The sequence below is a fragment of the Kocuria rosea genome, from assembly GCF_006094695.1.
GTDB classification, from domain to species: Bacteria; Actinomycetota; Actinomycetes; order Actinomycetales; family Micrococcaceae; genus Kocuria; species Kocuria rosea.
Genome location: NZ_CP035103.1, coordinates 2,965,474 through 2,991,395, shown reverse-complemented (window position 1 = coordinate 2,991,395; position 25,922 = coordinate 2,965,474). Strand labels below are relative to the sequence as shown.

The following is a 25,922-nucleotide window of genomic DNA, read 5'->3' as shown; positions in this document are numbered from 1 at the left end:
CGGGCCCGCTCACACCTCCGGGGCGTCGTCGGCGGGCTCGATGCCCGGCACGCGCACGGTCATCGTCGCCCCGCCGCCGGGGGTCTCGGTGAGCCGCACCGTGCCGTCGTGCTGCTGGACGATCGCGGCCACGATGGACAGCCCCAGCCCCGTCCCGCCGGTCTCGCGCGTGCGGGAGGAGTCGGCCCGGTAGAAGCGCTCGAAGACGCGCTCCGCGTCCTCGCCCTGGATGCCCGGGCCGTGGTCGCGCACCTGCAGGACGGCGTTGAAGGAGTCGTCGACCGAGCGCTCCACGCCCACCGCGATCTCGATCGGCGTGCCCTCCGGGGTGTAGCGCAGGGCGTTGGTCACGAGGTTCGCCACGACCTGGCGCAGCCGGAACTCGTCGCCGTGCACCCATGCCGAGACCGGGCCCCCGCCCCCCAGGCCGCCGACCTCGATCCGCCGGTCGGGGGCGGAGGCGCGGGCGTCCCCTGCCGCGTCGAACGCGAGGTGGAGCAGGTCCACGTCGACGTTCTCCGCGGGCCGCCGCTCGTCGAGGCGCGCGAGCATCAGCAGGTCCTCCACGAGCTGCGTCATCCGCTTCGCCTCCGACTCGATCCGGGACATCGCCCCGGCCACGTCCTCGGGCTCCTGCAGGGCGCCGTGCCGGTAGAGCTCCGAGTAGCCCCGGATGGTCACCAGGGGCGTGCGCAGCTCGTGGGAGGCGTCGGCCACGAACCGCCGGAGCTTGGTCTCGGACCGCGTGCGGGCGTCGAAGGCGTCCTCGATGTGGCCGAGCATCGCGTTGAGCGACGCCGAGAGCTGGCCGATCTCGGTCTGCCGGTTGTAGCCCTCCATGCGCTGGGAGAGGTCGCCCTCGGCGATCCGGGCGGCGGTCTGCTCCACCCGGTGCAGGGGCGCGAACGCCCGGGTGACCAGGATCCAGCCGACCGCCATGGCCGCGAACAGGGTCGCCACCCCGAAGCTCAGCGTCAGGAGGGTCACCGCGCTGAGCATCGCGTTCATGTCGTCGAGCGGCTCGGCGACCGCCACCACGAGGTTCAGCCGTTCCGTCTCGGCCGCGACCACCCGCCACCGGCGGTCCGGGGCGTCCACGGAGCCCACGGTCGTCGGCTCGAAGGGGTTCTCCCGCACGTGCTCGAGGTCGACCTGCGACAGGTCCGGCCGCCGCTCGAGCACGCCCTCCGGGGTGTGCACCGCCTCGGCGAGGGTCTCGCCGTCGGCGTCGAGCAGGAACCCGGCGTGCGGCACCTGGACGCCCTGCGCCCCGCCCATGTCGGCGACCAGCACCGTGGAGACCGGCCGGACGGAGTCCCGCAGCCCGCGGTCGATGTCGTTCAGGAGCGAGGTGCGCAGCACCGAGATCGCCACGAAGCTCGTCACCAGGATGGACAGCGCCAGGAGCAGTCCCGTGAGCACCATGAGCTGCGAGCGCAGCGATGCCGAGCGCCACCGGGAGGACAGGGTGTGCATCCCGGGACCGGGTCAGTGGTTCTTGTGCTGGGAGCGCAGGAGGTAGCCGACGCCGCGCTTGGTGTGGATCAGCGGGGGCAGCTCGGGGTCGTTGTCGATCTTCCGGCGCAGGTAGGAGATGTAGGACTCCACGATCGAGGCGTCCCCGTTGAAGTCGTACTCCCACACGTGGTCGAGGATCTGCGCCTTGGACAGCACCCGGTTCGGGTTGAGCATGAGGTAGCGCAGCAGCTTGAACTCGGTGGGGGACAGGTCGATCTCCCGCTCGCCCCGGAACACCTCGTGCGCGTCGTCGTCGAGGACCAGGTCGTCCACGCGCAGCCGGGAGTCGTCCTCCTCGGCGGGCTGCGTGCGGCGCAGGACCGCGCGGATGCGGGCGACGACCTCGTCGAGGCTGAAGGGCTTGGTGACGTAGTCGTCGCCGCCCACGGTCAGACCGGTGACCTTGTCCTCGGTCTCGTCCTTCGCCGTGAGGAAGAGGATGGGGAAGTGCTGCCCGGACGCGCGCAGCTTGCGGGTCACGGTGAAGCCGTCCACGTCCGGGAGCATGACGTCGAGCACCGCGAGGTCCGGGTTCTCGGATTCCGCCTTGGCCAGGGCGTCACGGCCGTTGGCGGCGGTGACCACCTCGAAGCCGGCGAAGCGCAGGGACGTGGCCAGCAGCTCGAGGATGTTGGGCTCGTCGTCGACGACGAGCAGTTTCGCTTCGGGGTTGTCGTTCTTCACGCCGCCCATTTTCTCGGAACACCCTGAACGCCGCCTGAACGGCGCTCACCGGTCCTCGGGGAGTTCGCCGGGGGCCTCGACGACGGCGGCGTCGACGATCCGGTAGGCGTAGCCCTGCTCCGCGAGGAAGCGGCGGCGCCGGGCCGCGTAGTCGGCGTCCACGGTGTCGCGGGCCACCACGGTGTAGAAGGTCGCCGGGCGGCCGTCGTGCTTGGGCCGCAGCAGCCGGCCCAGGCGCTGCGCCTCCTCCTGGCGCGAGCCGAAGGCCCCCGAGACCTGCACCGCGACCGAGGCCTCCGGCAGGTCCACCGAGAAGTTCGCGACCTTGGAGACCACGAGCACCGGCAGCTCCCCGGCCCGGAACGCGGCGAAGAGCTTCTCCCGCCGGGCCGTGCCGGTGCTGCCGTTGAGCACCGGAGCGTCCAGCAGCGCGCCCAGCTCGTCGAGCTGGTCCAGGAACTGCCCGATCACGAGCACCGGCTCCCCGCGGTGGCGGGCCACGAGCCGGGCCACGACGTCGAGCTTGTGCGCGGAGGACGAGGCGAGGCGGTGCCGGTCGGCGTCCTCCGCGGAGGCGTAGGCCATCCGGTCCGCGAGGGGCAGCTCCACCCGGACCTCGACGCAGTCGGCGGGGGCGATGTGGCCCTGGGCCTCGATCTCCCGCCACGGCGCGTCGTAGCGCTTCGGGCCGATGAGGGAGAACACCTCGCCCTCGCGGTGGTCCTCGCGCACCAGGGTGGCCGTCAGGCCCAGCCGGCGCCGCGCCTGCAGATCGGCGGTCATCCGGAACACGGGGGCGGGCAGCAGGTGCACCTCGTCGTAGACGATCAGCCCCCAGTCGTGCCCGTCGAGCAGCTCCAGGTGCGGGTGGATCCCGCCGCGGCGCGCCGTCAGCACCTGGTAGGTGGCGATCGTCACCGGGCGGACCTCCTTGACGGCCCCGGAGTACTCGCCGATCTCGTCCTCCGTCAGGGTGGTCCGGCGCAGCAGCTCGGCCTTCCACTGCCGCGCCGAGACCGTGCTCGTGACCAGGACGAGCGTCGTCGTCGAGCTCGCGGCCATCACCCCGGCGCCCACCAGCGTCTTGCCGGCGCCGCACGGCAGGACGACGACGCCGCTGCCGCCCGCCCAGAAGTTCTCCACCGCGTGGCGCTGGTAGGGGCGCAGGGCCCAGGCCTCGCCCGTCACGGGGTCCGTCTCCGTCAGGGCGACGGGGTGGGGCGTGCCGTCCACGTAGCCGGCCCGGTCCTCCGCCGGCCACCCCACGGTGAGCAGCAGCTGCTTGAGTTGGCCGCGGGCGCTCGCGTGCACCACCGTGGTGGAGCCGTCGATGCGGGGACCGAGCAGCGGGGCGATCTTCCGGTGCCGGGCGATCTCCTCCAGGACGGGGGCGTCGTGGCAGCGCAGCACGAGCCCGTGCACCGCGTCCTGCTCGAGCACCAGGCGGCCGTAGCGGGACATCGTCTCGTCGATGTCCAGGAGCAGGGCGTGGGGGACCGGGAAGCGGGAGCGGGTGAGGAGGACGTCGAGCACCTGCTCGGCGTCCAGCCCGGCGGCCCGGGCGTTCCACAGGCCCAGCGGGGTGATGCGGTAGGTGTGCACGTGCTCCGGGGCGCGCTCGAGCTCCGCGAAGGCCGCGAGCTCCCGCCGGGCGTCGTCGGCGTCCTCGTGGTCGAGCTCGAGCAGCACGGTCCGGTCGCTCTGGACGATCAGGGGTCCCATGTGGCGGCTCCTCCGCTGTCGGTCGGGTCGTCGGTCAGGTCCTCGGCCGGGTCGTCCGGCGGGCGCCGCGCGCGGTCCCGGCCGGTGAGCCGGTCCACCAGGTCCTCGATCTCCTCCGCGGAGCGGACGGGCAGGCGCGGGGCGGGCACCTCGAGCAGCAGGGTCGGGTCCGCGGCGGGGACCTGCGGCGCGGGCTCCGCGGGGGCGACGTCGAGGGCCGGCTCCGTGCCGGTGGCCCGGACGGCCGCCGCGAGCTCCCGGAGCCCGCCCTCCCGGCCGGCGGGTCCCCGGCGCCGGCCGGGGGCCTCCTCCCCGGCGTCGACCACGAGCACGCCGGGGGCGGGCCGCCGCAGCCGCCGCCCCGCGAGGTCCGGGGAGCCGGCGAGCGCCTCCAGCAGCTCCTCCTCGCCGGTGAGCACCCAGTCCGCCCGGGTGATCCGGATCCGCCCGTGCCCCCGGCCGGCCTCCTCGACCAGGTAGGCCAGGGCCTGGGGCACCGGGCCCCTGCCGTGCTCCTCGAGCCAGGCCAGGATCGAGGGCGGGGTCCAGCCGGCGTCGAGCGCCCGGTGCAGGGAGCGCTCGCTGAAGCGGTGCCGCGGGACGGGCCCGTGGCCCTCCGGCTCCGCGAGCCGGTCGAGGGCGCGCGCCACGTCCGGGGCGAGGTGGCCCGTGGCCGTCGCCGTGAGGTCGCTCTGCAGCAGCACCGTCCGCGAGGGCGCGGGCAGCCACCCGGCCACGGAGCGGACGGCGTCCTCGGGCCGGTCCTCCGCGAGCGCCCGGCCGGGCTCGGTGAGGGCGTCGGCGCCCACCAGGCCGAGCTCGGCGGCCTCCGTCAGCATCCCCGGGCCCCACCGGTCCAGGGCGCGGGCCAGCCGCGGGCGCCGCCAGCGGGCGAGCGCCAGCACGTCCTCGGGGCCGTGGCCCCCCGGCGCCCGCTCGGCGAGCTCGGCGTGGGCGGCGAGCAGCGCCCGGCGCACCACCGGGGCCTCCGGGGCGTGCGTGCCGCGGGTGAGGACGCCGACGACCGTGCCGTCCGCGAGGGGCAGGCCCACCGCGGAGGGGACGACGTCGGAGGCCAGCCACGACCGGACCATGTGCCGCCACTGGCCGGCGCGCTCGGCGTCCTCGAAGGGCGCCGGCGCGGGGCGCCAGGCCGAGGTATCCGGGTCCAGCCGCACGAGCCCGGCCAGTTCGCCCAGACCGAGGAGCCGGACGAGCTCGGGGTGCTCGATCCCGAGGGCGGAGCGCAGCCGGCGCAGCTCGCGCACGCCGATCCCGCCCGCCCGCAGGGTGGTCAGCGGGCGGGCCCGCAGCTCGGCGCGCAGGGCCGCGGTCCGGCGCAGCAGCTGCTCGACCGCCGCCGCGGCGGCGTTGTCCCGCAGCCGGTCGGGCACCCGGAGGGCCGGCCCGACCGGCGGCTCCGGGGAGGTCGCGGCCCACGGGTCGGGCCCGCGCAGGAGCAGCCCGACCTCCCTCGGGAGCTCCACGTGGCGGGAGTCCACGGGGAGGAGGACGCCGTGGGCCAGGAGCCAGTCGACGGGCCGGGTACCGGCGTCGACGGCCGGGTCGACACGGCGCAGGGCGTCCGGCAGAGCGCCCACGGGACGGGAGCGGAACCGCTCGAGGACCTCCCGCGCGGGGGCGGACCACTGCGCGAGGTCCTCGGCGGTGCGCGGCAGGGCCGCGGCCCCCGCCGCGTCCGGGGCCCCGCCGCGCAGCCGGGCGGCGAGGGCGGCGAGCACCGGCCGCGGACGGCCCAGGCCCGCCGGATAGCGGCCGAGGGCCTCCGCCAGGCCGGGCACGAGCCGGAGCGCGTCGTCGTCCCGGTGGACCAGGCCCAGACGGTGCAGCCGGTCCCAGGGCGGGCCGGCCAGCAGCCGCGCGGCGGGATCCTCCGGCGGGCCCAGCAGCACGGCGCGCTCGACGGCGTCCAGCTCGGGCCGGGAGAGGGCGTCGAGGGCCCGGCGCAGCCCCGCCCGGGACAGCAGGGCCTCGGCGAGGTCCTCGAGGAACTCCGTGCCCGGGCGCGCGGCGTCGGGCCGGGCGGCGAGCAGCTCGCCCAGCTCGGCGGGGGAGCGGGACGCGAGATCCCGGAGCAGCCCGTCCGGGAGCACGGATCAGGCCCGGCGGCGGCGCAGCAGGGAGCGCACGAGGACCGCGCAGAACAGCAGGAAGGCCACCGGGAACGCGAACCACGGCACCACCGTGAGCCCGTCCCAGGGGTCCGCCCCGACGGCCGTGAGCACGAGCAGCAGGGCGAGGCACACGGCGCACACCAGGCCGAGCACGACCGCGGAGACGCCGAGGACGTCGATCCCGGGGCGTCGGGCGGTGCGGTGCGCGGGCGCGCGGTCGTCGGAGGCAGGCATGCCTCCAGGGTACCGAGCGCAACGGTGTGCCGCTGACCGCGCCCCGGCGGTCCCCGCCCCCGGAGCAGGGCTAGAATGGGAGGTTCCACAGGGTGGCTCGGCGGCAGGGACCGACGGGCCGCCCCTCCACGAACACGAGGACGAGGGAGACAGCGTGCCCACCGGCAAGGTCAAGTGGTTCGATGCGAAGAAGGGCTTCGGCTTCCTGGCGGCCGACGACGGCCAGGAAGTGTTCCTGCCCTCCTCGGCGCTGCCCTCCGGTGCCACCACGGTGAAGCCGGGCACGCGGATGGAGTTCGGGGTGGCCCAGGGGCGGCGCGGCGCGCAGGCGCTCTCCGTCCGGATCCTCGACCGGACCCCGTCGGTCGCGAAGAACGTCCGCAAGCCCGCCGACGAGATGGCGGTCATCACGGAGGACCTCATCAAGCTCCTGGACGAGATGTCCAACGGGCTGCACCGGGGCCGCTACCCCGACTCAGCGCACGGGAAGAAGATCGCGGCCATCCTGCGCACGGTGGCCGACAACCTGGACGTCTGAGGCCGCCGCGCCGTTGCCGTCCACCGATCCCGAGCACCCACCCGCCGGCCCCCGCCGGCACCCACCCGAGGGAGACCAGCAGTGACCGAGGAGACCGTCCAGGACGCGCCCGCCGAGGCCGTGCCGCCGGCGCCCGAGCAGGCGGCACCGGTGGCAGCGGCGCCCCGTCGTCGCCGGGCCCCGAAGCAGGACCCCCTGCTCGTGGCCGACGTCGCCACGGCTCGCGCCGGGGTGGAGCAGATCGCGGAGCCCTCGCAGATCGGCGCCGGTCACCGGGTGACGGTGGAGGAGGACCGGCTGGTCGTCCACCACTTCGAGTGCACCCTGCCCGGGTACCGGGGCTGGAACTGGTTCGCGAGCCTGGCCCGCGCCCCGCGCAGCAAGGCGGTGACGGTCTGCGAGGTCGGTCTGCTGCCGGGGGAGGACGCCCTGCTGGCGCCCGAGTGGGTCCCGTGGTCCGCCCGCGTCAGCGCCGAGGAGAAGGCCCAGGAGGAGCAGGACCGGGCCGAGGACGAGGCCGGGGAGACCGCGGCGGCCGGCGGGCCCGAGGGCTCCGGCGGCGCCCCCGACGGCGAGCCGGCGTCCGGTGACCGGGCCGAGGACAGGCCGGTCCCGCCGCAGGAGGGCGAGGAGCTCTGACCGTCCCGCCGGGGACCGCGAGGACGGACGAGGCCCCGGAGCCCGCGCGCGGGATGTTCCGGTCCTTCCGGTTCCGCAACTACCGGCTGTGGTTCCTGGGCGCGCTCGTGTCCAACATCGGCACGTGGATGCAGCGCACGGCCCAGTCGTGGCTGGTCTTCGACGAGCTCTCGGACCACGACGCCACCGCCATGGGCGTGGTGACGGCCCTGCAGTTCCTGCCCCAGCTCTTCCTCGCGCCCTGGGCCGGCGTGCTCGCGGACCGGCTCGACCGGCGGCGCCTGCTGCTCTGGACCCAGACGGCCATGGCGGTGCTGGCGGCCGGTCTGGGGGCGCTGGTCCTGGCCGACGCGGCCACCCTGTGGCACGTCTACGGCTTCGCCCTCGCCCTGGGCGTCGTCTCCACCCTCGACGCCCCCGTGCGCCAGACCTTCGTCTCGGAGATGGTCGACGACGCCTACCTCTCCAACGCCGTGGCCCTGAACGCGACCTCGTTCAACGCCGCGCGGATGATCGGGCCCGCCGTGGCCGGCGTGCTCGTGGCCTCCATCGGCTCGGGCTGGGTGTTCCTCCTCAACACGCTGACCTTCGGCGCGATGCTCGCCGCCGTCCTGGCGATCCGCGCCGACGAGCTGCGCGGGATGCCGCGCTCCGGCCGGGGGCGGGGCCAGATCCGGGAGGGGCTGGCCTATGTGGCCGGCCGCCCCGACATCGTGGCGGTGCTGGTCACCATCTTCCTCATCGGCACCTTCGGGCTGAACTTCGCGGTCTTCCTGGCCGCCATGGCCGGACCCGAGTTCGGCCGGGGCTCGGAGACCTTCGGGCTGCTCAACTCGGTGCTCGCGGTCGGCACGGTGGCCGGGGCCCTGCTCTCGGCCCGGCGCCGCAGCGCCCGGCTGCGCTACGTCTACGGGGGCAGCGCCGTCTTCGCCCTCAGCTGCCTGGGCGCGGCGACGGCGCCCACCCTGCCGCTGTTCGCGCTGTGGCTGGTCCCCTGCGGGCTGTCCTCCCTGACCATCATGACCACCGCCAACGCGTACGTGCAGTCCACCACCTCGCCGGTGATGCGCGGACGCGTCATGAGCCTCTACATGGCCATCTTCATGGGCGGCACCCCGATCGGGGCGCCGGTCGTCGGCTGGATCACCGACGCCCTCGGGGCGCGCTGGGGCATGGGGGTCGCCGTGGCGGCGGGACTCGGCGGGGCCCTGGTGGGCTTCGTCGTCTGGCTGCGGCTGCGCGCGGAGCGCTCCGCGCCCGAGAACTCCGGCTAGCGCCCGGCTCCTCCGCGGAGCTGCCCGACGACGTGGTCCACGCAGGCCAGCAGCCGGGCGACGTCCTCGGGCTCGATGGAGACGAACGTGGCGATCCGAAGCTGGTTGCGCCCCAGCTTGCGGTAGGGCTCGACGTCGACCACGCCGTGGGCGCGCAGGACCGCCGCGACGGCGGACGCGTCCACGGCGGCGTCGAAGTCCACGGTGGTGATCACGGTGGAGCGGTCCTCGGGGCGTGCCACGAACGGGGACGCGAAGGACGAGGCCTCGGCCCACCCGTAGACCAGGTCCGAGGAGGCCTTCGTGCGGGCCGCGGCCCAGGTCATGCCGCCCTGGTCGTTGAGCCAGCGGACCTGCTCGTCGAGCATCACCAGCGTGGCCAGGGCCGGGGTGTTGTAGGTCTGGTTCTTCCGGGAGTTCTCCAGCGCCGTGGTCAGCCGCAGGAAGTCGGGGATCCACCGCCCGGAGGCGCCGATCCGCTCGATCCGCTCGATCGCCGCGGAGGAGAACGCGCCCAGCCACAGTCCGCCGTCCGAGCCGAAGTTCTTCTGCGGGGAGAAGTAGTAGACGTCCGCCGCGGCCACCTCCGCGGCCATCCCCCCGGCGGCCGAGGTCGCGTCCACCAGCACCAGCGCGTCGTCCGCGATCCCGGAGGGCCGGTGCACGGGCGCGGCGACACCGGTGGAGGTCTCGTTCTGGGGCCACGCGTAGACGTCCACGCCCTCCTCCGCCCGGGCCTCCGGGCGGGTGCCGGGGGCGGACTCCACGATCGAGGAGGGCTCCAGGAACGGGGCGCCGTCGGTGGCCTGGGCGAACTTCGCGCCGAACTCCCCGAACACCAGGTGCTGGGCCCTCCGCTCGACCAGCCCGAACGCGGCGGCGTCCCAGAACGCGGTGGCCCCGCCCAGGCCCAGGAGCACCTCGTGGCCGGAGGGCAGGCCGAGGAACTGCGCGAGGCCCTCCCGCACCGAGCCCACGAGCTCCTGCACCGGCGCCTGGCGGTGGGAGGTGCCGAGCAGGCCGGCCCCGGCGCGCGACACGGCCTCGACCTGTGCCGGGCGGATCTTGGAGGGGCCGGCGCCGAAGCGGCCGTCGGCGGGCAGCAGGTGCTGGGGGATGGTGACGTGTGCGGGCAACGGGCGCTCCCTCGTGGGTGACGTGCGGCGGGTGGTGCGCGACGGGCACGGCCGCCGCGGAGGCCGCTCGCGCCGTTCGCGACTCGGCCCATTCTGCCCCACCCGCGGACGGCGGGCCCCGCGGGCGCCTCCTCCCTCCGGGCGGCCGGAGGGCTCGCGCACTAAGCTCGTGCGGGAAGACCGGACCGGGCGGGATCCCCGGGCCGGGACGGCCGGACGAAGGATGACTGAGGCATGAGCGACCTGATCGACACCACGGAGATGTACCTGCGGACCGTCCTCGAGCTCGAGGAGGAGGGGATCACGCCGATGCGGGCGCGGATCGTCGAGCGCCTCGACCACTCCGGGCCCACGGTCTCGCAGACGGTGTCCAGGATGGAGCGGGACGGGCTGCTGACGGTGGGCCAGGACCGGTCGCTGCTGCTCACCCCTGCCGGCCGTGAGCGTGCGGTGCAGGTGATGCGCAAGCACCGGCTGGCGGAGCGGCTGCTCGCCGACGTCATCGGCCTGGACCTCGCCCAGGTGCACGACGAGGCGTGCCGGTGGGAGCACGTGATGAGCGAGCAGGTCGAGCGGCGGCTCGTGGACCTGCTGCACAGCCCCCGGTACTCGCCGTACGGCACGCCGATCCCCGGTCTGGCCGCCCTCGGGGTCGAGGAGAGCCCCGCAGCGGCGCACCCCTCCCTGCTCGACGCCGCCCGCCACGACCCGGACGGATCGCACACCGTGGCGCTGCTGCCGGAGGTGGTCCAGGCGGACGCGGACCTCCTGGGCGTGCTGAGCGACGTGGGAGTGCTCACAGGGGCGGAGGTCACGGCCCGGGTGGACGGTCAGCTCGTGCGCATCGAGGTGGCGGCCACGGGGCGGTCCGCGGAGATCGACCTGCGCACCGCCGCGGCCATCCGCGTCCTCGCTCCCTGAGGCGCCGCCGCCTCCCGGAGCGGGGCGGCGAACGGTTCGTCCCGGGTGTGGGGACGTTCACAAGCCACTTTCGGCCAGTCCGGCCCAGGCCGGACCCCGGAGGCGCGGCTTCCCTGGTGACAGGCGGATTCCCAGGGCGCTCGAAGGCACTGCACAGCTCGTCACAGGTGCGAATTGATCGTCCCACGCGTCTCAATGGCATGGCATTGAAACCTGAGGCGTTGTCCAGCTGTTATCTGTCGTGATCAAAACGTGACACTTCCGTAATCTGTCATGTACTGTTCAACGCGTGCCGATCACTGGTCGGATCGGCGCCCTCGGAGCACATCGCCGAATTCTGCCGGTGCCCGTGGCCTCTACACAGAAACTGCTTGGCAGAAGCGGGGGAACCATTTTCGGTCCCGGTGATCCGGGTCCTTGGGGTTAAGTCGTCAGAGCGCGTGCGTTCTGCGGCCGGGTGTCTCCCACCCGAATCCGACAGCTCACCTCGTAGGCAAAGGGAGGAACTCAACCATGTCGCTTTTCACGCTGAACGCTGCCCGCCACCGTGCCGAGACCACCTCGCACGTCGTGCGCAACACCACCATCGCCGCCGCCGCCGGCGCCGCGATGATCGGCTCCGTCGCCCCGGCCCAGGCCTTCGCCCAGGCCCCCGTCGAGACCGGCGCGGCCTACTCGGCCCCGGCCTCCGCCTCGCTGGCCGAGTACTCCTCGTACACCTACCAGGCCCCGGTCGCCGCGCAGCCCGCCGCTCCCGCCTACGAGGCCCCGGCCCCGGCCCCGCAGCAGACCGCCGCCACCTCGAGCGTCACCCCGCAGTCCACCGCCACCACCGAGATCGCCCCGGCCGCCGGCGGCGTCGTGGGCACCGCGATGTCCGCGCAGGGTGCGGGCTACGTCTACGGCGGCACCGCCTACGGCGCCTGGGACTGCTCCGGCTTCACCCAGTGGGTCTTCGCCCAGAACGGCATCGACCTGCCCCGGACCACCTGGTCCCAGTTCGCGGCGGGCACCCCCACCGCCAACCCGCAGCCCGGTGACCTCGTCTCGCAGAACGGCGGCGCCCACGTGGGCATCTACATCGGCGGCGGCAAGATGATCTCCGCCCTCAACCCGACCCAGGGCACCCAGGTCCACTCCGTCAACGCCATGCAGCTGGACGGCTACTACACCTTCTGATCCGGTCCGCCGCCCGCGACGACCCCGCTCGTCGCGGGCGGCACCCGATCACCCCCCCCCACCCCGCACGCCGAGAACCGCTCTCCCGGTTCCCGGCGGTGCCTGCTGTCCGACCGGACGGCGCCCCCCTCCTCCGCTCGCCCGGCCGTCGTTCCCGATCCCGGAACGCACCCCTGCCGGCACCGGTCCACCCCGCGCGCTGCCCGGGGTGATCCGTGCTGTCTCCCGCGCCCTCCGGCAGGCCCGGCTCCGAAAGAAAGTCGTCTGAACTCCTCATGACCCGTGATCTGACCTCCTCGAACGGCATCGGCTCGCTCTTCTCCGGCAAGGCCCGCACCGTGGCCGCCGTGGCAGCCTTCTCCGGGCTGGCCCTCGCCACCACCGTCTCCGTGCAGGCCGCTCCGGCCCAGGACGCCTCCACCGACGCCCCGCTGTCCGCCGTGGCCGCGGCCACCCCCGCCGCGGCGCCCACCGTGTCCCTCGAGCCCGTCGCCCACGTGCAGAAGGCCGAGTCCGACCGGAAGGCCGAGAAGAAGACCGAGAAGAAGACCGAGAAGGTCGAGAAGCAGAAGGTCGAGACCGCGGTCGTCGCGGCTCCCGCCGTGGCCGCTCCGGCGCCGAAGGCCGCCGCCGCGCCCGCTCCGGTCGCCGCCCGGCAGCCGGCCGTGCAGGCGGCCCCGAAGCCCGCCGCCGCGCCCGCCCCGGCCCCGAAGGCCGCTCCGGTCGCCGCTCCGAAGCCGGCCGTGCAGGCGGCTCCGGCCCCGAAGCCCGCCGCCGCGCCCGCCCCGAAGCCGGCCGTGCAGGCGGCTCCGGCCGCCCAGCGCACCGTCGCCCCGCAGAGCTCGGCCTCCGGCAAGGGCGCGACCATCTCCTCCGCCGCCATGGGCCAGCTCGGTGTGGGCCAGGACTGCACCGCGCTCGTCACCAACGCGCTGCGCGCCGCCGGCATCAACCACCACGGCTGGCCGGCCTCCTACCTGAGCCTCGGCACGCAGGTCTCCGCTGGTCAGGCCAAGCCCGGCGACCTCGTCTACTACGCCGACGGCGGCATGGGCGCGGCCCACATCGCGGTCTACATCGGTGGCGGCAAGGCCGTCCACGGCGGCTGGAACGGTGGGACCACCGCCATCTCCGGCGTCAATGTGGGCTCCGGCCCCGTCTTCGTCCGCGTGCGCTGACCGCACGCGAGAGCACCTCTTCGGGTGCGCGGTTCCTGGTCGGCCAGACGGGAACCGCGCACCCGCTGTCGTCCCGCCGCCCACCGCGCCGGCCACCACGGCGCCCCGCCGGCGGCCGATAGACTGGGCCCATGTCCACCGACTTCAGCCGCAACGCCCGCACGAGCCTGGATCGCGAGTACGCCTACATGGCCTACGGCATGATCGGCGGCGCGGTGCCCGGCATCGTGGCCGGCTTCGTCGTCGCCGCGTTCGTGGGGCACGCCGCGATGTGGCTCTCGGTGTTCGGGGGCATCGGGATCGTGCTCGGCCTGATCACCGGGATCCTGCTCCACCGGAGGCGGCACGCTGCGGCCGTGACCGAGGACCGCCGGGAGCGCGGCGCAGCGCCGGAATGACGTGCTCCCGCAGCAGCGGGGCCAGGTCCGCGGGCAGCGCGCCGGGGGAGTCCTCGTCGACGGGCTGCCAGCGCAGCTCCTCGATCTCCGCGAGCGGCACCGGCCGCCCCGTGAGAGGTGCCGTGAACACGGTGCACCGCACCCACGTGCCCGCCTCGTTCGCGGCCGGCGCCACGAACACCCCGAGCGGGCGCAGCTGGGCGGCGTCCAGCCGCAGCCCGACCTCCTCCGCGGTCTCCCGCACGGCGGCGGCCGCCGGGGACTCGCCCGGGTCGAGCTTGCCGCCCACCAGCATGAAGCGCTCCGTGCCCCGCTTGCGCACCGTCAGCAGCGCCCCGTCGTCGTCCTGCAGGCACACGGCGGTGATGGTCAGCACCTCGGCGTCCGCCGGGGGAGCGGCCGGGGACTCCTCGGCGGCCGCGCGCAGCCGGTCGATCTCCTCGTCGAGGTTGCGGGCCGCCGCCGGACCCCACCGGCGCTGGGCCGTGTCGGTCCGGAACAGCGGCTGCCGGCCCCGGAGGTCCTCCAGCACCTCCAGCCGGGCCCGGGCGAACTCCGGTCCGGGCACGTGCGCGTACTCCTTCCGCACGCCCGTCGTGTAGGCGGCGTACCCGTCCGGGTCCGCGCCGAGCACGGAGAGGTCGGCGTCCAGGAGCACCCGTCCGGCGGCGTCCCCCTCGGGGACCCGGTGCCCGAGGGTGAGCAGGACGAGCCGCTCGACCTCCGCCACGAGCGGCGCGGCGAAGCCGGCGGCGCCCAGCCGGGTGCGGGCCAGCTCCGCCGACGCCCGCTCGTCCGCTCCGGGGCGGCCCCGGTAGACGGCGTCGTGGAACCAGGCGGCGAGGACCAGGGCGGCGGACCGGTCGGGATCGAGGTCGACGCCGGGCCGCAGCAGGTCGACGGCCTCGAGCACCGCCAGCAGGTGGGCGGGACCGTGGTAGTGCCGGTGCGGCTCGCTCCACCGGTCCACGAGCTCCTCGCCCAGCGCCGGGTGCCCCGGGAAGCGGGCGGCCCACCGCCGCAGCAGGACCCGGGCGATCCGGTCCGGGCGCGCCCGCGCCGGGACGCGCAGCCCGCTGCGCACGAGCAGGCGCGTGAGCTGCCGCCCGTCGACCGGCACCGCGCCCGCGGCCACCGCCCGCCGGTACAGGCTCTCCGGCACGTCGTAGTGGTCCCGGTCGAAGGCGCGCCGGGCCACGCCCAGCCGGTCCGCGAAGTCGTGCAGCTCCTCGTAGGAGGTGTCGGAGACCAGGTGCGAGAAGTGCGTCCCGTGGGCGGGCCAGAGCGGCGGATCGATGTAGACGGGCATGCGACCGATCCTAACGGGGCCGGTTAGCGGGGGTCCGGGGGACCCCCTAGACTGTTCGCGTCGCCCTCGTAGCTCAGGGGATAGAGCACGGCTCTCCTAAAGCCGGTGTCGTTGGTTCGAATCCAATCGGGGGCACGCACGGACGCCCCGGACCGCACGGTCCGGGGCGTCCTTCTGTCCGGAACGGAACCGGCGGGGCCGGGCGGCCTCCGCGCGACCGGGAGCCGGGCTCACCCCCGCTGTCCGGAACGCGGGTCCTGCCGCGGGGCGCCGGCGGTCCTCGACCGGCGCCGCAGGGCCTCCACGGCCACGGCCCCGGTCACGGCGAGCAGCAGCACGAGCAGCACCCAGCGGGCGATCACCAGCACGGACGCCGTGGTCACGGCGGCGCCGTCCCCGGGGTCCGCGAGAGCGGCGTCGATGGCCGCGTTGCCGGCCAGGGACACGGACGCGAAGCCGAGCACCACCGCCGAGCGCAGCCACCGCCGGGCTCGGGACTGCGTGTTGACCGCCACGAACAGCAGCCACGCCAGCCCCACGAACAGCGGCGCCAGCAGCCCGGAGGAGCCGTGCACCGCCTCGTACTGGGCGAGTCCCTCCTCGCCCAGCGCCGCGGCGAGCCGCTGGGCGTGCGCCTGGTCGAAACCGCCCGGCATCCACTCGGGCAGGGTCAGCCCGCCGGCCGCGGCGGCGCCGAACCGGGGGAGGACCCCGGCGTGCACCCAGAGCCACAGGAGCGCCGAGACGGACATGGCCACGCCCACCACGAGGCCCGAGCTCGACCTCGTGGGCTCGGGGCGGAGCTCACCGGGAGCCGCCTCGTGCAGGCGGGTGCCCCGGGCCGGTCCCGGGGGTGCCGCGGTGCCGCCGTGCTTGCGTGCCTTCTGTGCGCGTGTCAGTCCCATGCCCCCATTATCCGGCGCGCGCGCCCGCCGCCCAACGCCGGGACCGCGGGGTAGGCTGGGGCCACCCGCACCGGCCCTGACGGGCCGCACGGGGGGCGGACCGGCCGACGACGACCGGGCGCTCGACGAGGACGACACGGAGGTGCCGGTCATGGAACTGTCCATCGGACTCCCGGACGGCCTGCTCATGCGGCTGACCGAGGGCAACGTGCTGACGCTGTTCGAGAAGGACCACGAGACGGTGCGCCGCACGGTGGACTGCTCCGTCCTCGGAGGCGCCCCCATCGCCGACATGGTGTGGTCGCACAAGCTCTCGGCCGTGATCGTGGCGGTGCCCTCCCTGCACCGGCTCTTCCGCTGGGACCCGTACACCGACGTGCTGTACGAGTTCGCCGGCACGGGCGAGTCCGGGCGGCGGGACGGGAAGGCGGCGCAGGCGAAGTTCGCCGCGACCGTCTCCATCACCGAGGACGGCAACGGCACGCTGTGGCTCATCGACCGGGACTCCTCGTCCCTGCGCTGCATCGAGATCGACACCGACAAGCCCGACGGCTCCCCGCAGGTCTGCACCGTGGTCGGCCGGGCGGGCGCGGGGTTCGCGGACGGGCCCGCGGACGTGGCCCAGCTGGACCACCCCGAGGACCTGCAGATCCTCTACGACGGCTCCATCGTGATCGCCGACACCGGCAACGACGCCATCCGGCACCTCGACCCGGCCAGCCGGGAGCTCGACACCGTCTACGGCGGAGGGACCGAGGGCTCCGTCGAGTTCGACGACGACATCGAGCTGAAGCGGCCCGTCCGGGTCACGGTCGCCGACTCGGAGCTGTGGGTCGAGGACGACAACGGCCGGCACCGGCTCGAACTGCACTTCGTCTGAGGGCCGTTCCCCGGCCGGCCCGGCTGTCACCGGGCCTCGGTAGACTGGGTCCACGATGGACTACCTCTTCGACAACCCGCTCCTGCCCTCCGCCTCCGTGGCCCGCCCCGGCACCGACGCCCGTCCGAGGCGGGGCACCGTCTCCGCCGAGGCCCTGGTGGAGGGGCTCAACGACCCGCAGCGGGCAGCCGTGGAGCACTCCGGCTCACCGCTGCTGATCGTCGCCGGCGCCGGCTCCGGAAAGACCCGGGTGCTGACCCACCGGATCGCGCACCTGCTGGCCACCGGGCGCGCCCACCAGGGCGAGATCCTGGCGATCACGTTCACGAACAAGGCCGCCGCCGAGATGCGCGAGCGCGTGGTGGAGCTGGTGGGGGACTCCGCGAGGTCGATGTCGATCTCCACCTTCCACTCCTTCTGCGTGCGCGTGCTGCGGCGGGAGGCCGCCAGCGTGGGCCTGAAGTCGACCTTCTCCATCTACGACTCCGCCGACTCCCTGCGGCTGCTCACCCTCGTGGCCAAGCAGCACGACCTCGATCCGAAGCGCTTCGCCCCCAAGAGCATCCAGCACCGGATCTCCGCGCTGAAGAACGAGCTCGTCGACGACGAGACGTACCTGTCCCGGGTCTCCGAGACCGACCCCTTCGAGAGCGCCGTGGCCCAGGTCTACCGCGGCTACACGGAGCGGCTGCGCGCGGCCAACGCCATGGACTTCGACGACCTCATCGCCCAGACCGTGCACATGCTCCGGGCGTTCCCGCAGGTCGCCGAGTACTACCGGCGGCGGTACCGGCACGTGCTCATCGACGAGTACCAGGACACCAACCACGCGCAGTACGCGCTGGTCCGGGAGCTCGTCGGGACGGGGGCGGACGCCGGGACCGGGCCGGGGGCGAGCCCCGTGCCGCCCGCCGAGCTGACCGTCGTGGGGGACTCGGACCAGTCGATCTACGCGTTCCGCGGGGCCGACATCCGCAACATCGTCGACTTCGAGCAGGACTACCCCCAGGCCCGCACCATCCTGCTGGAGCAGAACTACCGGTCCACCCAGAACATCCTCACCGCGGCCAACGCGGTGATCGCCAAGAACAAGGGCCGCCGGGACAAGCGGCTGTGGACGGCCTCCGGCAGCGGCGAGAAGATCACCGGCTACGCCGCCGAGAACGAGCACGAGGAGGCCCGCTTCATCGCCGAGGAGATCGACCGTCTCCAGGACGAGGACGGGTACCGCCCCGGCGACGTCGCCGTGTTCTACCGCACCAACGCGCAGTCCCGCTCTCTCGAGGAGATCCTCATGCGCGTGGGCCTGCCCTACAAGGTGGTGGGCGGCACCCGCTTCTACGAGCGCAAGGAGATCAAGGACGCCCTGTCCTACCTGCGCGCGATCGTGAACCCGGACGACGACATCAACGTCCGCCGGATCGTCAACGAGCCCAAGCGCGGCATCGGCGACCGCGCGGAGGGCGCCGCCGCGGCCCTCGCCGAGCGCGAGCGGGTCTCCTTCATGGCCGCGCTGCGCCGCGCCGACGAGGCGCCCGGCATGGCCACCCGCTCCCTGAACGCGGTCAAGGCCTTCGTCCAGCTCATGGACGACCTCGCCTCGGTCGCCGAGGGCTCGGGGGCCGCCACGGTCCTCGAGGCCGTCCTGGAGCAGTCCGGATACCTCGCCGCGCTGCGCCAGTCGCAGGACCCCCAGGACGAGTCCCGGGTCGAGAACCTCGCGGAGCTCGTGGCCGTGGTCCGCGAGTTCGAGCGGGACCACCCCGAGGCCGGGCTGCCCGAGTTCCTCGAGCACGTCTCCCTCGTGGCCGACGCCGACCAGATCCCGAACCGGCCCGCCGCCGGCACCGAGGGCGGACCGAGCGCCGAACAGATCGCGGCGGAGGTCGCCGAGGCCCGCGCCCAGGGCGTGGTCACGCTCATGACCCTGCACACCGCCAAGGGCCTCGAGTTCCCCGTGGTCTTCCTGACCGGCATGGAGCACGGGCTGTTCCCGCACCAGCGCTCCCTCACGGACGAGAAGGAGATGGAGGAGGAGCGGCGGCTCGCCTACGTGGGGCTCACCCGGGCCCGCGAGCGCCTCTACCTCACCCGCTCCGAGTTCCGCTCCATGTGGGGGCAGTCCCAGTACAACCCGGCCAGCCCGTTCCTCGACGAGATCCCGGCGGAGCTCCTCGACTGGAAGCGCGAGGGGTCCTCGGCCCCGGCGTCCTGGGGTTCCTCGCTGCACGGCGGCTCCGGGCAGCGGGACCCGATGCGGGGGTCCTACTGGGGCGCCGCCGCGGCGTCGAACGCGGCCTTCGAGCGGATGGCACCGTCCCGGGCCACCACGGCCGGACGGGTCCAGCCCAACAAGGAGATTCCCAGTCTCGCGGTCGGCGACACCGTGGACCACACGGCGTTCGGGAAGGGCACCGTGGTGTCCCTCGAGGGCGCCGGCGACAAGACCGTGGCGAAGGTGCGCTTCGGGGCCGACGAGAAGCGGCTGCTGCTGCGCTACGCGCCGCTGACGAAGGTCGGCTGAGCCGACCCGGTTCCGCCCGCCCCCGCGGTGGTCGTACCGGTGGTCCCGCCTCCGGTCCCGTGCCGGAGCGGGGGCGGGACGTGCGAAGAGCCTCCGGCCGGAGCGTGGTCAGGGACCACGTCCGGCCGGAGGCTCTCCTCGGGTCAGGGCGTCCCCGCCGCTGACCTCTCGGGCTTGTTCCCTAGGAGGACTTCGCCTTCACCGTGTAGATCGCGCCGGTCGAGACGTCCTCCTCGAGCGCCTCGAGGGTGCGTCCCCGCGTCTCCGGGACCTGGGTGTAGACGAAGATCAGGGACAGCACGCCGAACCCGGCGAAGAGGAAGAACGTCCCGGTGATCCCGACCGCGTCGACCAGGGAGGGGAAGTAGAGCGCGAGGACGCCGTTGGCCACCCAGAGCATGAAGACGGACACGCCGATCCCGAAGCCGCGCATGTGCAGGGGGAACACCTCGGAGAGGTACACCCAGACCGCGACGTTGAGGAAGGTCTGCATGGAGCCGACGAAGGCCACCACGAGGGCCAGGATCACCCAGGGCCGCAGCGGGTTGTCCACCGTCATCGTCATCGCGGCGATCCCGATCAGCAGGTGGCACGTGGTGGTGAGGCTCAGACCGATCATGAAGGTCTTGCGCCGGTCGAGCCGGTCCATCATGTACAGCGCGATGAAGCCGCCGACCACGGCGATCACCCCGGGGGCGATGTTGGCGATGAGGGCCGCGCCGGCCTCGAAGCCCGATTCGATCAGCACGATCTGCCCGTAGTACATGATCGAGTTGATGCCGGTGAACTGCTGGACGATGCCGAGGCCGATGCCGACGAGCAGGATGCGGAGCAGGTGCTTGTTGGTCAGGATCGCGCCCAGCCCGATCCGGTTCTCGGCGCGCTCCTCCTCGGTGATGTGCTCGACCTCGCCGAGCTCGGCGATCGCACGGTCCTCGGAGCGCACCGTCTTGAGCACCTCGAGGGCCTCCGCGTGCCGGCCCTTCTCGACGAGCCAGCGCGGGGACTCCGGCATCCGGAGCATGCCGATGAACAGCGCCACGGCCGGCAGCGCGCAGATCGCGAACATGATCCGCCAGACGCCGGTGACGTCGCTGAAGACGTTGCCGATGATCGCGTTGATCACGAACGCGGAGAGCTGGCCGATCACGATGGCCACCTCGTTGCGTCCCGCGATCGAGCCGCGGATCTCGTACGGGGCCATCTCCGCGAGGAAGACGGGCACCACCGCCGAGGCGCCGCCCACGGCCAGGCCGAGCAGGACGCGCCCGAGCACGAGGATCTCGTAGTTGGGGGTGAGCACGACGACCAGGGTCCCGACGAAGAACAGGACGGCCAGCAGGAGGATGGTCTTCCGGCGCCCCCAGGCGTCCGAGAGGCGTCCGCCGGACAGCGCGCCGACGGCGGCGGCGAAGACGAGCGAGCTGGTGACCACGCCCTCGGTGAACGGGGTGAGGCCGAGCTCCTCCGACATCGGGCGGAGCGCGCCGTTGATCACGCCGGTGTCGTAGCCGAAGAGCAGGCCGCCGAAGCAGGCGACGACGGAGATGAGACCGAGGCGCTTGCGATGCGGCCCGGACGTGAGGGGAGGCAGCGTGGCTGCTGCTTCCCGGGGTGAGGAGGTGGCCATCGGGAGTTCCTTTGCTCGGACGCAACCGGTGCGCTCTGCACGGTGCTGACGGGTCGGACGGGTCACTCCGTGCGTGACGCACGTCTCAGTGGTCCTGATGTCATTATGTTAGGACATATGGCCGGGGTGGGGAACCCCGGCGGGCAGATTCTTGTGATCGCCGCAACATTTCTCCGCCACGGTCCTGCCCGGGTCGGAGCCGGAGGGGCGCACGGCGACAGGGGCCCCGGCCGACGCCGCTAGACGAACAGCAGCACCGCCACGGCCGCGGGGGCCGTCCAGCGCAGCGACCTGCCGGTGAGGTTGTGCACCACGCCCAGCAGCGTGCAGCAGACCACGGCCGTGGCGACGGAGGCCCAGCCGCCCAGGACCAGCCCGGGCAGGGCGAGCAGGAGCCCGAGGACGAGCCCGCCCACCGGGGCGACCCGTGCCCAGGGGGCCGGCCGGCGCAGCTCCGCGGCCCGCTGCACGCACGTCAGGACCAGTGCGAGGAGCAGGGCCCGCCCCACGTGGTAGGCGGCGAAGCCCACCATGCCGAGCCACGCGCCCGCGCCGTACTCCGCGTAGAGGTCCAGGTAGAGCTGGATCGGCTGCACGCGCCACTCGCCCACGAGGAAGACGGGCAGGATCACCCCGAGCAGGACGGCCAGCACGAAGACGACGAGGGCCGTGGTGGTCCGCCGGTGGTCGACCGCGGAGGAGGGGGCGGGGTCCGAGGGCGCAGGGACCGCGGGGTCCGCCGCCCGGTGGCGCAGCCACGCCACGAGGCCCCGCTGGATCGCGAGCCACGCCGCGCCGAGGGTCAGCCAGGTGACGACCTGCCAGCCCAGCGGGTAGACGTCGGGGATCCCGCCGGTGAAGGTGAGCACCGTGCCGTCGACCACGGCCTCCAGTCCGAGGGCCACGAACGCGAAGGTCGCGATCGAGACGAGGAAGCCGGCATCGGCAGGGGCGAACGCCCGGTTCTCGGGGGAGTCGACAGAGCTCATGGGGCCAGTCAATCAAGAATCGCCGGGCCGCACGCGCGCGCCCCCGGTTGTGGCCGCAGTTTCAGCATGCACTACAGTCTCGTACAGGGAGTGCACCGGTACGTCCCGCGCCCGGAACGGCTCCGCGGAACGGCCCGGACGCATCCTGCCGGCCCCGGCCGGGAGGATGCGCAGTGCTCCGTTCACCACCAGGTCGGAGGACGACCCGCACACTGCCCGGGTCGCCGCCGCCCACGACTTCGACGAAGAAGGGCATTCACCCGTGGACCTGTTCGAATACCAGGCACGCGACCTGTTCGAGAAGCACGGCGTCCCCGTGCTCCAGGGCATCGTCGCGACCACCCCCGAAGAAGCAAGGGCCGCCGCCGAGAAGATCGGCGGGGTCACCGTCGTGAAGGCGCAGGTCAAGGTCGGAGGCCGCGGCAAGGCCGGCGGCGTCAAGGTCGCCAAGACCGCCGACGAGGCCTACGAGTACGCCCAGCAGATCCTCGGCATGGACATCAAGGGCCACACCGTCCACCGCGTCATGATCGCCCAGGGCGCGGACATCGCGGAGGAGTACTACTTCTCGATCCTGCTGGACCGTGCCAACCGCTCCTACCTGGCCATGTGCTCCGTCGAGGGCGGCGTGGAGATCGAGCAGCTCGCCGTCGAGCGGCCCGAGGCCCTCGCCCGCGTCGAGGTCGTCCCGACCGAGGGCATCACCGAGGCCAAGGCCCAGGAGATCGTCCGCGAGGCGAAGTTCGACGACGAGACCGCCGCGAAGGTGGTCCCCGTGCTCGTGAAGCTGTGGGACGTCTTCAAGAAGGAGGACGCCACGCTCGTCGAGGTCAACCCGCTGGTGAAGACCGGCGACGGGCAGGTCATCGCTCTCGACGGCAAGGTCACCCTCGACGAGAACGCGGAGTTCCGCCAGCCGGAGCACGCCTCCCTCGCCGACAAGTCCAGCGCCGACCCCCTCGAGGAGAAGGCCAAGGAGCACGACCTCAACTACGTCAAGCTCGACGGCGAGGTCGGCATCATCGGCAACGGCGCGGGCCTGGTGATGTCCACCCTGGACGTCGTCGCCTACGCCGGCGAGAAGCACGGCAACGTCAAGCCGGCCAACTTCCTGGACATCGGCGGCGGGGCCTCGGCCGAGGTCATGGCCGCGGGCCTGGACGTGATCCTCAACGACCCGCAGGTGAAGTCCGTGTTCGTCAACGTCTTCGGCGGCATCACCGCGTGCGACGCCGTGGCCAACGGCATCGTGAAGGCCCTCGAGATCCTCGGGGACGAGGAGGACAAGCCGCTCGTGGTCCGCCTGGACGGCAACAACGTCGAGGAGGGCCGGCGCATCCTGGCCGGCGCCAACCACCCGCTCGTCACCCTCGCCGAGACCATGGACGAGGGCGCGGACAAGGCCGCCGAGCTCGCCCACGCCGCCAACTGATCCGCCGACCGGACGAACACTTCTAAGGAACGAACAGCAATGTCAATCTTTTTGAACAAGGACTCCAAGGTCATCGTTCAGGGCATCACCGGCGGCGAGGGCACCAAGCACACCGGCCGCATGCTCGCGGCGGGGACGCAGGTCATGGGCGGCGTCAACGCCCGCAAGGCCGGCACCACCGTGGCCCACCAGGACAAGGACGGCAACAGCGTCGAGCTGCCGGTCTTCGGCACCGTCGCCGAGGCCGTCGAGAAGACCGGCGCGGACGTGTCGATCGTCTTCGTGCCGCCGGCCTTCACGAAGGACGCCGTGATCGAGGCCATCGACGCCTCGGTCCCGCTGGTGGTCGTCATCACCGAGGGCATCCCGGTGCAGGACTCCGCCGAGTTCTGGGCCTACGCGAAGTCGAGGACCGGTGCGGACGGCAAGCAGACCACCCGCATCATCGGCCCGAACTGCCCCGGCATCATCACCCCGGGCGAGTCGCTCGTCGGCATCACCCCGGCGAACATCACCGGCAAGGGCAAGATCGGCCTGGTCTCCAAGTCGGGCACCCTGACCTACCAGATGATGTACGAGCTGCGCGACATCGGCTTCACCACCGCCATCGGCATCGGCGGCGACCCGGTCATCGGCACCACCCACATCGACGCCCTCGAGGCGTTCGAGGCGGACCCCGAGACCGAGGCCATCGTGATGATCGGCGAGATCGGCGGCGACGCCGAGGAGCGCGCCGCGGACTTCATCAAGGCGAACGTCTCCAAGCCGGTCGTCGGCTACGTCGCCGGCTTCACCGCTCCCGAGGGCAAGACCATGGGCCACGCCGGCGCCATCGTCTCCGGCTCCTCGGGCACGGCGCAGGCCAAGAAGGAGGCCCTCGAGGCCGCGGGCGTGAAGGTCGGCAAGACCCCGTCCGAGACCGCCCAGCTGATGCGGGAGATCTTCGAGACGAAGTGATCCGGCGGGCTCCGGCCCGTCGACCCAGCACCCGGGGAAGGCCCCGTCCGCGAACACCGTGGACGGGGCCTTTCCCGTGCGCCGAGCCGGCCGAGGAGTCAGAGCCGGCCTTCGAGGAACTGCGCGACGCCCTCGCCGAAGGACCAGTCCTCGCGGGTGTTCTCGGTGACGGAGACGATGAGGTCCTGCGGGTCCAGCCCGGTGCGGGCGCGGAGGCGGTCGGCCAGGGCCCGGTACATGGCCTGCTTCTGGGCCTCGCTGCGGCCCTGCTGGACCACCTGGACGATGACGAGGTCGTCGGTGCGGGTGAAGCCGAGGCCGGTGTCCTCGGCGATGATCTGGCCGGGCCGGTGCTCGGTGATGATCTGGTAGCGGTCGCGGGGCGGGGCCGCGAAGGTGTCGAGCATGACGTCCTGGACGGTGTCGGCGAGCTCGCGGAGCTGTTCGGGGGTTCGACGGTCTTCGATGACGTCGATGCGCACGAGGGGCACGGGTGGGTCCTTCCGGTGGATGGCACGTGGTGGACGACTGTTCCACCATGCTCGAAAGTATGTCAACACATTACGACAAAGAAAAGACCTGATGGGCGTCCCTTGCCCCCTCCGGTGGCCACGAATCGGGTCTCGGGGATCGCCGGGCGCGCAGTTAGACCGTATGTCTTTACAAACTGACCTGATGTCGTATTCTGGTTGTGATCCGGACCACTGATCGGCCGGGCGCACGGGATCCGCACCGTGACGCCGGTCCAGCACCAGAAAGCAGGGCACCATGGCGCAGCAGAGCGCGACCTCCACGACCGCCGGCGCGGCGGCACAGCAGCAGAACCCCGTCCTCATCGGCACCGCCCCCGACTCCTGGGGCGTGTGGTTCGCCGACGACCCGAAGCAGACCCCCTGGGAGCGCTTCCTCGACGAGGTCGCCGAGGCGGGCTACTCCTGGATCGAGCTGGGTCCCTACGGCTACCTGCCCACGGACCCCGCCCGGCTCGCCGACGAGCTCGCCCAGCGCAGCCTGAAGGTCTCGGCGGGCACCGTCTTCACGGCGTTCCATCGCGGCGCCGGCCAGTGGCAGGAGGCGTGGGAGCCCGCGCGGAAGGTCGCTGAGCTGACCGCCGCCATGGGTGGCGAGCACATCGTGGTGATCCCGGCCATGTGGCGGGACGACGTGACGGGCCAGGCGCTCGAGAACGAGCACCTGAGCACCGAGCAGTGGAACGCGCTGTGCGAGGGCCACGACCGGCTGGGGAAGGTGCTGCGCGAGGACTTCGGTCTGCAGCAGCAGTTCCACTCCCACGCCGACTCCCACGTGTGCGGCCAGCCCGACATCGAGACCTTCCTGCAGCGCACCGACCCCGAGCTGGTAACCCTCTGCCTGGACACCGGCCACGCCGAGTACGGGGGAGCGTCCTCCGTGGACCTCATCCGCCGCTACCCCGAGCGGATCGGCTACCTGCACCTGAAGCAGATCGACCCCGTGGTCCTCGAACGCGTGCGCCGGGAGAACCTGACCTGGGCCGCGGCCAACCTCGCCGGTGTCATGGTCGAGCCGCCCGCCGGCCTGCCGGACCTCGCGGAGGTCATCGCGGAGGTGGAGAAGCTGGAGCGACCGGTCTTCGGCATCGTCGAGCAGGACATGTACCCCGTCTCCTCCTTCGACGTCCCGCTGCCCATCGCCACCCGCACGCGCTCCTACCTGCTGGGCTGCGGCTCCCGCACCCGCGTCCGCTGACCCGTCCGCGCA

Annotated in this window: 22 protein-coding genes, 1 tRNA gene, 2 pseudogenes and 1 riboswitch; of the genes and pseudogenes, 13 read left to right on the top strand and 12 right to left on the bottom strand. The window is 73.2% G+C overall.

The genetic code is table 11. The annotated features are described in order from the left end of the window. Window positions 1-9 precede the first annotated feature (9 nt). The 5 genes from EQG70_RS13700 to EQG70_RS13680 are packed head-to-tail and all read right to left on the bottom strand — an operon-like array spanning window position 10 to window position 6,293. Complete coding sequence (locus EQG70_RS13700; RefSeq protein ID WP_017832746.1) at window positions 10-1,476, bottom strand: sensor histidine kinase; 1,467 nt, start codon at window positions 1,474-1,476, stop codon at window positions 10-12. Between the two features lie 12 nt (window positions 1,477-1,488). Further along, window positions 1,489-2,211, bottom strand: a complete 723-nt coding sequence (locus tag EQG70_RS13695) for a response regulator transcription factor (protein WP_109268838.1) — start codon at window positions 2,209-2,211, stop codon at window positions 1,489-1,491. 36 nt (window positions 2,212-2,247) lie between these two features. Then, window positions 2,248-3,924, bottom strand: coding sequence for a DNA repair helicase XPB (locus EQG70_RS13690; RefSeq protein ID WP_109268837.1), 1,677 nt, complete (start codon window positions 3,922-3,924; stop codon window positions 2,248-2,250). Further along, on the bottom strand, window positions 3,912-6,038 hold the full coding sequence (locus EQG70_RS13685) for a helicase-associated domain-containing protein (protein ID WP_109268836.1): 2,127 nt from the start codon (window positions 6,036-6,038) through the stop codon (window positions 3,912-3,914). Before EQG70_RS13685 ends, EQG70_RS13690 begins: the two co-directional genes overlap by 13 nt. Before the next feature lie 3 nt (window positions 6,039-6,041). Beyond that, a complete protein-coding gene (locus EQG70_RS13680; protein ID WP_035926896.1) occupies window positions 6,042-6,293 on the bottom strand; it encodes a hypothetical protein in 252 nt (83 codons plus the stop codon). Window positions 6,294-6,447: 154 nt separating this feature from the next. Here EQG70_RS13680 and EQG70_RS13675 point away from each other — a divergent pair, with 154 nt between their 5' ends. The 3 genes from EQG70_RS13675 (at window position 6,448) to EQG70_RS13665 (ending at window position 8,744) form a co-directional block, all read left to right on the top strand. Beyond that, a complete protein-coding gene (locus EQG70_RS13675; protein ID WP_017832742.1) occupies window positions 6,448-6,831 on the top strand; it encodes a cold-shock protein in 384 nt (127 codons plus the stop codon). An 81-nt stretch (window positions 6,832-6,912) separates the two neighbouring features. Continuing rightward, on the top strand, window positions 6,913-7,470 hold the full coding sequence (locus EQG70_RS13670; protein ID WP_109268835.1) for a DUF3027 domain-containing protein: 558 nt from the start codon (window positions 6,913-6,915) through the stop codon (window positions 7,468-7,470). 53 nt (window positions 7,471-7,523) lie between these two features. Next, entirely contained in the window at window positions 7,524-8,744 is a 1,221-nt protein-coding gene (locus tag EQG70_RS13665; RefSeq protein WP_035926901.1) for an MFS transporter, read from the top strand. Here the strand turns inward: EQG70_RS13665 and serC are convergent. Next, window positions 8,741-9,880 (bottom strand): phosphoserine transaminase, encoded by a 1,140-nt coding sequence (serC, locus tag EQG70_RS13660; protein ID WP_109243244.1) that lies wholly within the window; start codon window positions 9,878-9,880, stop codon window positions 8,741-8,743. The genes EQG70_RS13665 and serC overlap by 4 nt on opposite strands. Before the next feature lie 234 nt (window positions 9,881-10,114). On the opposite strand from serC, the gene EQG70_RS13655 reads away from it, so the two are divergent. From EQG70_RS13655 to EQG70_RS13640, 4 genes are all read left to right on the top strand, one after another. Beyond that, window positions 10,115-10,801 carry a metal-dependent transcriptional regulator gene (locus EQG70_RS13655; RefSeq protein WP_109268834.1) on the top strand — a complete coding sequence of 229 codons (687 nt, stop codon included), beginning with the start codon at window positions 10,115-10,117 and terminating at the stop codon, window positions 10,799-10,801. 358 nt (window positions 10,802-11,159) lie between these two features. Beyond that, a riboswitch (cyclic di-AMP (ydaO/yuaA leader) is annotated at window positions 11,160-11,309 on the top strand. Between the two features lie 5 nt (window positions 11,310-11,314). Then, window positions 11,315-11,980 carry a C40 family peptidase gene (locus EQG70_RS13650; RefSeq protein ID WP_035926910.1) on the top strand — a complete coding sequence of 222 codons (666 nt, stop codon included), beginning with the start codon at window positions 11,315-11,317 and terminating at the stop codon, window positions 11,978-11,980. Between the two features lie 275 nt (window positions 11,981-12,255). After that, window positions 12,256-13,158, top strand: a complete 903-nt coding sequence (locus EQG70_RS13645; protein ID WP_109268833.1) for an NlpC/P60 family protein — start codon at window positions 12,256-12,258, stop codon at window positions 13,156-13,158. A 131-nt stretch (window positions 13,159-13,289) separates the two neighbouring features. After that, a complete protein-coding gene (locus EQG70_RS13640; protein WP_035926916.1) occupies window positions 13,290-13,556 on the top strand; it encodes a hypothetical protein in 267 nt (88 codons plus the stop codon). Here EQG70_RS13640 and EQG70_RS18935 read toward each other — a convergent pair. After that, window positions 13,474-13,860, bottom strand: a pseudogene (locus EQG70_RS18935) (NUDIX hydrolase); the annotation flags it as partial. The gene EQG70_RS13640 and the pseudogene EQG70_RS18935 overlap by 83 nt on opposite strands. 129 nt (window positions 13,861-13,989) lie before the next feature. Beyond that, window positions 13,990-14,865 (bottom strand): annotated as a pseudogene (locus EQG70_RS18930) (DUF4031 domain-containing protein); the annotation flags it as partial. Between the two features lie 62 nt (window positions 14,866-14,927). Between EQG70_RS18930 and EQG70_RS13630 the strand changes: the two are divergent. Continuing rightward, window positions 14,928-15,000 (top strand) — tRNA-Arg (locus EQG70_RS13630). Window positions 15,001-15,095: 95 nt separating this feature from the next. Here EQG70_RS13630 and EQG70_RS13625 read toward each other — a convergent pair. Beyond that, the gene (locus tag EQG70_RS13625) at window positions 15,096-15,770 is read right to left on the bottom strand and encodes a hypothetical protein (protein ID WP_017832733.1); all 675 of its coding nucleotides are present in this window, start codon (window positions 15,768-15,770) and stop codon (window positions 15,096-15,098) included. 151 nt (window positions 15,771-15,921) lie between these two features. Between EQG70_RS13625 and EQG70_RS13620 the strand changes: the two genes are divergently transcribed. Together EQG70_RS13620 and pcrA are read left to right on the top strand one after the other, a co-directional pair. Beyond that, a complete protein-coding gene (locus tag EQG70_RS13620) occupies window positions 15,922-16,650 on the top strand; it encodes an NHL repeat-containing protein (protein ID WP_109222567.1) in 729 nt (242 codons plus the stop codon). A gap of 55 nt (window positions 16,651-16,705) precedes the next feature. Continuing rightward, window positions 16,706-19,174, top strand: coding sequence for a DNA helicase PcrA (gene pcrA, locus EQG70_RS13615; protein ID WP_017832731.1), 2,469 nt, complete (start codon window positions 16,706-16,708; stop codon window positions 19,172-19,174). Window positions 19,175-19,355: 181 nt separating this feature from the next. On the opposite strand, the gene EQG70_RS13610 is transcribed toward pcrA, so the two are convergent. Further along, complete coding sequence (locus EQG70_RS13610) at window positions 19,356-20,804, bottom strand: sugar porter family MFS transporter (protein WP_017832730.1); 1,449 nt, start codon at window positions 20,802-20,804, stop codon at window positions 19,356-19,358. A gap of 239 nt (window positions 20,805-21,043) precedes the next feature. Further along, window positions 21,044-21,793 carry a hypothetical protein gene (locus tag EQG70_RS13605; protein ID WP_035926927.1) on the bottom strand — a complete coding sequence of 250 codons (750 nt, stop codon included), beginning with the start codon at window positions 21,791-21,793 and terminating at the stop codon, window positions 21,044-21,046. Window positions 21,794-22,055: 262 nt separating this feature from the next. On the opposite strand from EQG70_RS13605, the gene sucC reads away from it, so the two are divergent. Further along, window positions 22,056-23,225: an ADP-forming succinate--CoA ligase subunit beta gene (sucC, locus tag EQG70_RS13600; protein WP_017832728.1), complete on the top strand. Its 1,170-nt coding sequence runs from the start codon at window positions 22,056-22,058 to the stop codon at window positions 23,223-23,225. Window positions 23,226-23,264: 39 nt separating this feature from the next. Further along, window positions 23,265-24,182, top strand: a complete 918-nt coding sequence (sucD, locus tag EQG70_RS13595; RefSeq protein ID WP_031282624.1) for a succinate--CoA ligase subunit alpha — start codon at window positions 23,265-23,267, stop codon at window positions 24,180-24,182. 98 nt (window positions 24,183-24,280) lie between these two features. On the opposite strand, the gene EQG70_RS13590 is transcribed toward sucD, so the two are convergent. Beyond that, window positions 24,281-24,673 (bottom strand): tautomerase family protein, encoded by a 393-nt coding sequence (locus EQG70_RS13590; protein WP_017832726.1) that lies wholly within the window; start codon window positions 24,671-24,673, stop codon window positions 24,281-24,283. A gap of 277 nt (window positions 24,674-24,950) precedes the next feature. Between EQG70_RS13590 and EQG70_RS13585 the strand changes: the two genes are divergently transcribed. Beyond that, window positions 24,951-25,910: a sugar phosphate isomerase/epimerase family protein gene (locus EQG70_RS13585; RefSeq protein ID WP_052132931.1), complete on the top strand. Its 960-nt coding sequence runs from the start codon at window positions 24,951-24,953 to the stop codon at window positions 25,908-25,910. Window positions 25,911-25,922 lie beyond the last annotated feature (12 nt).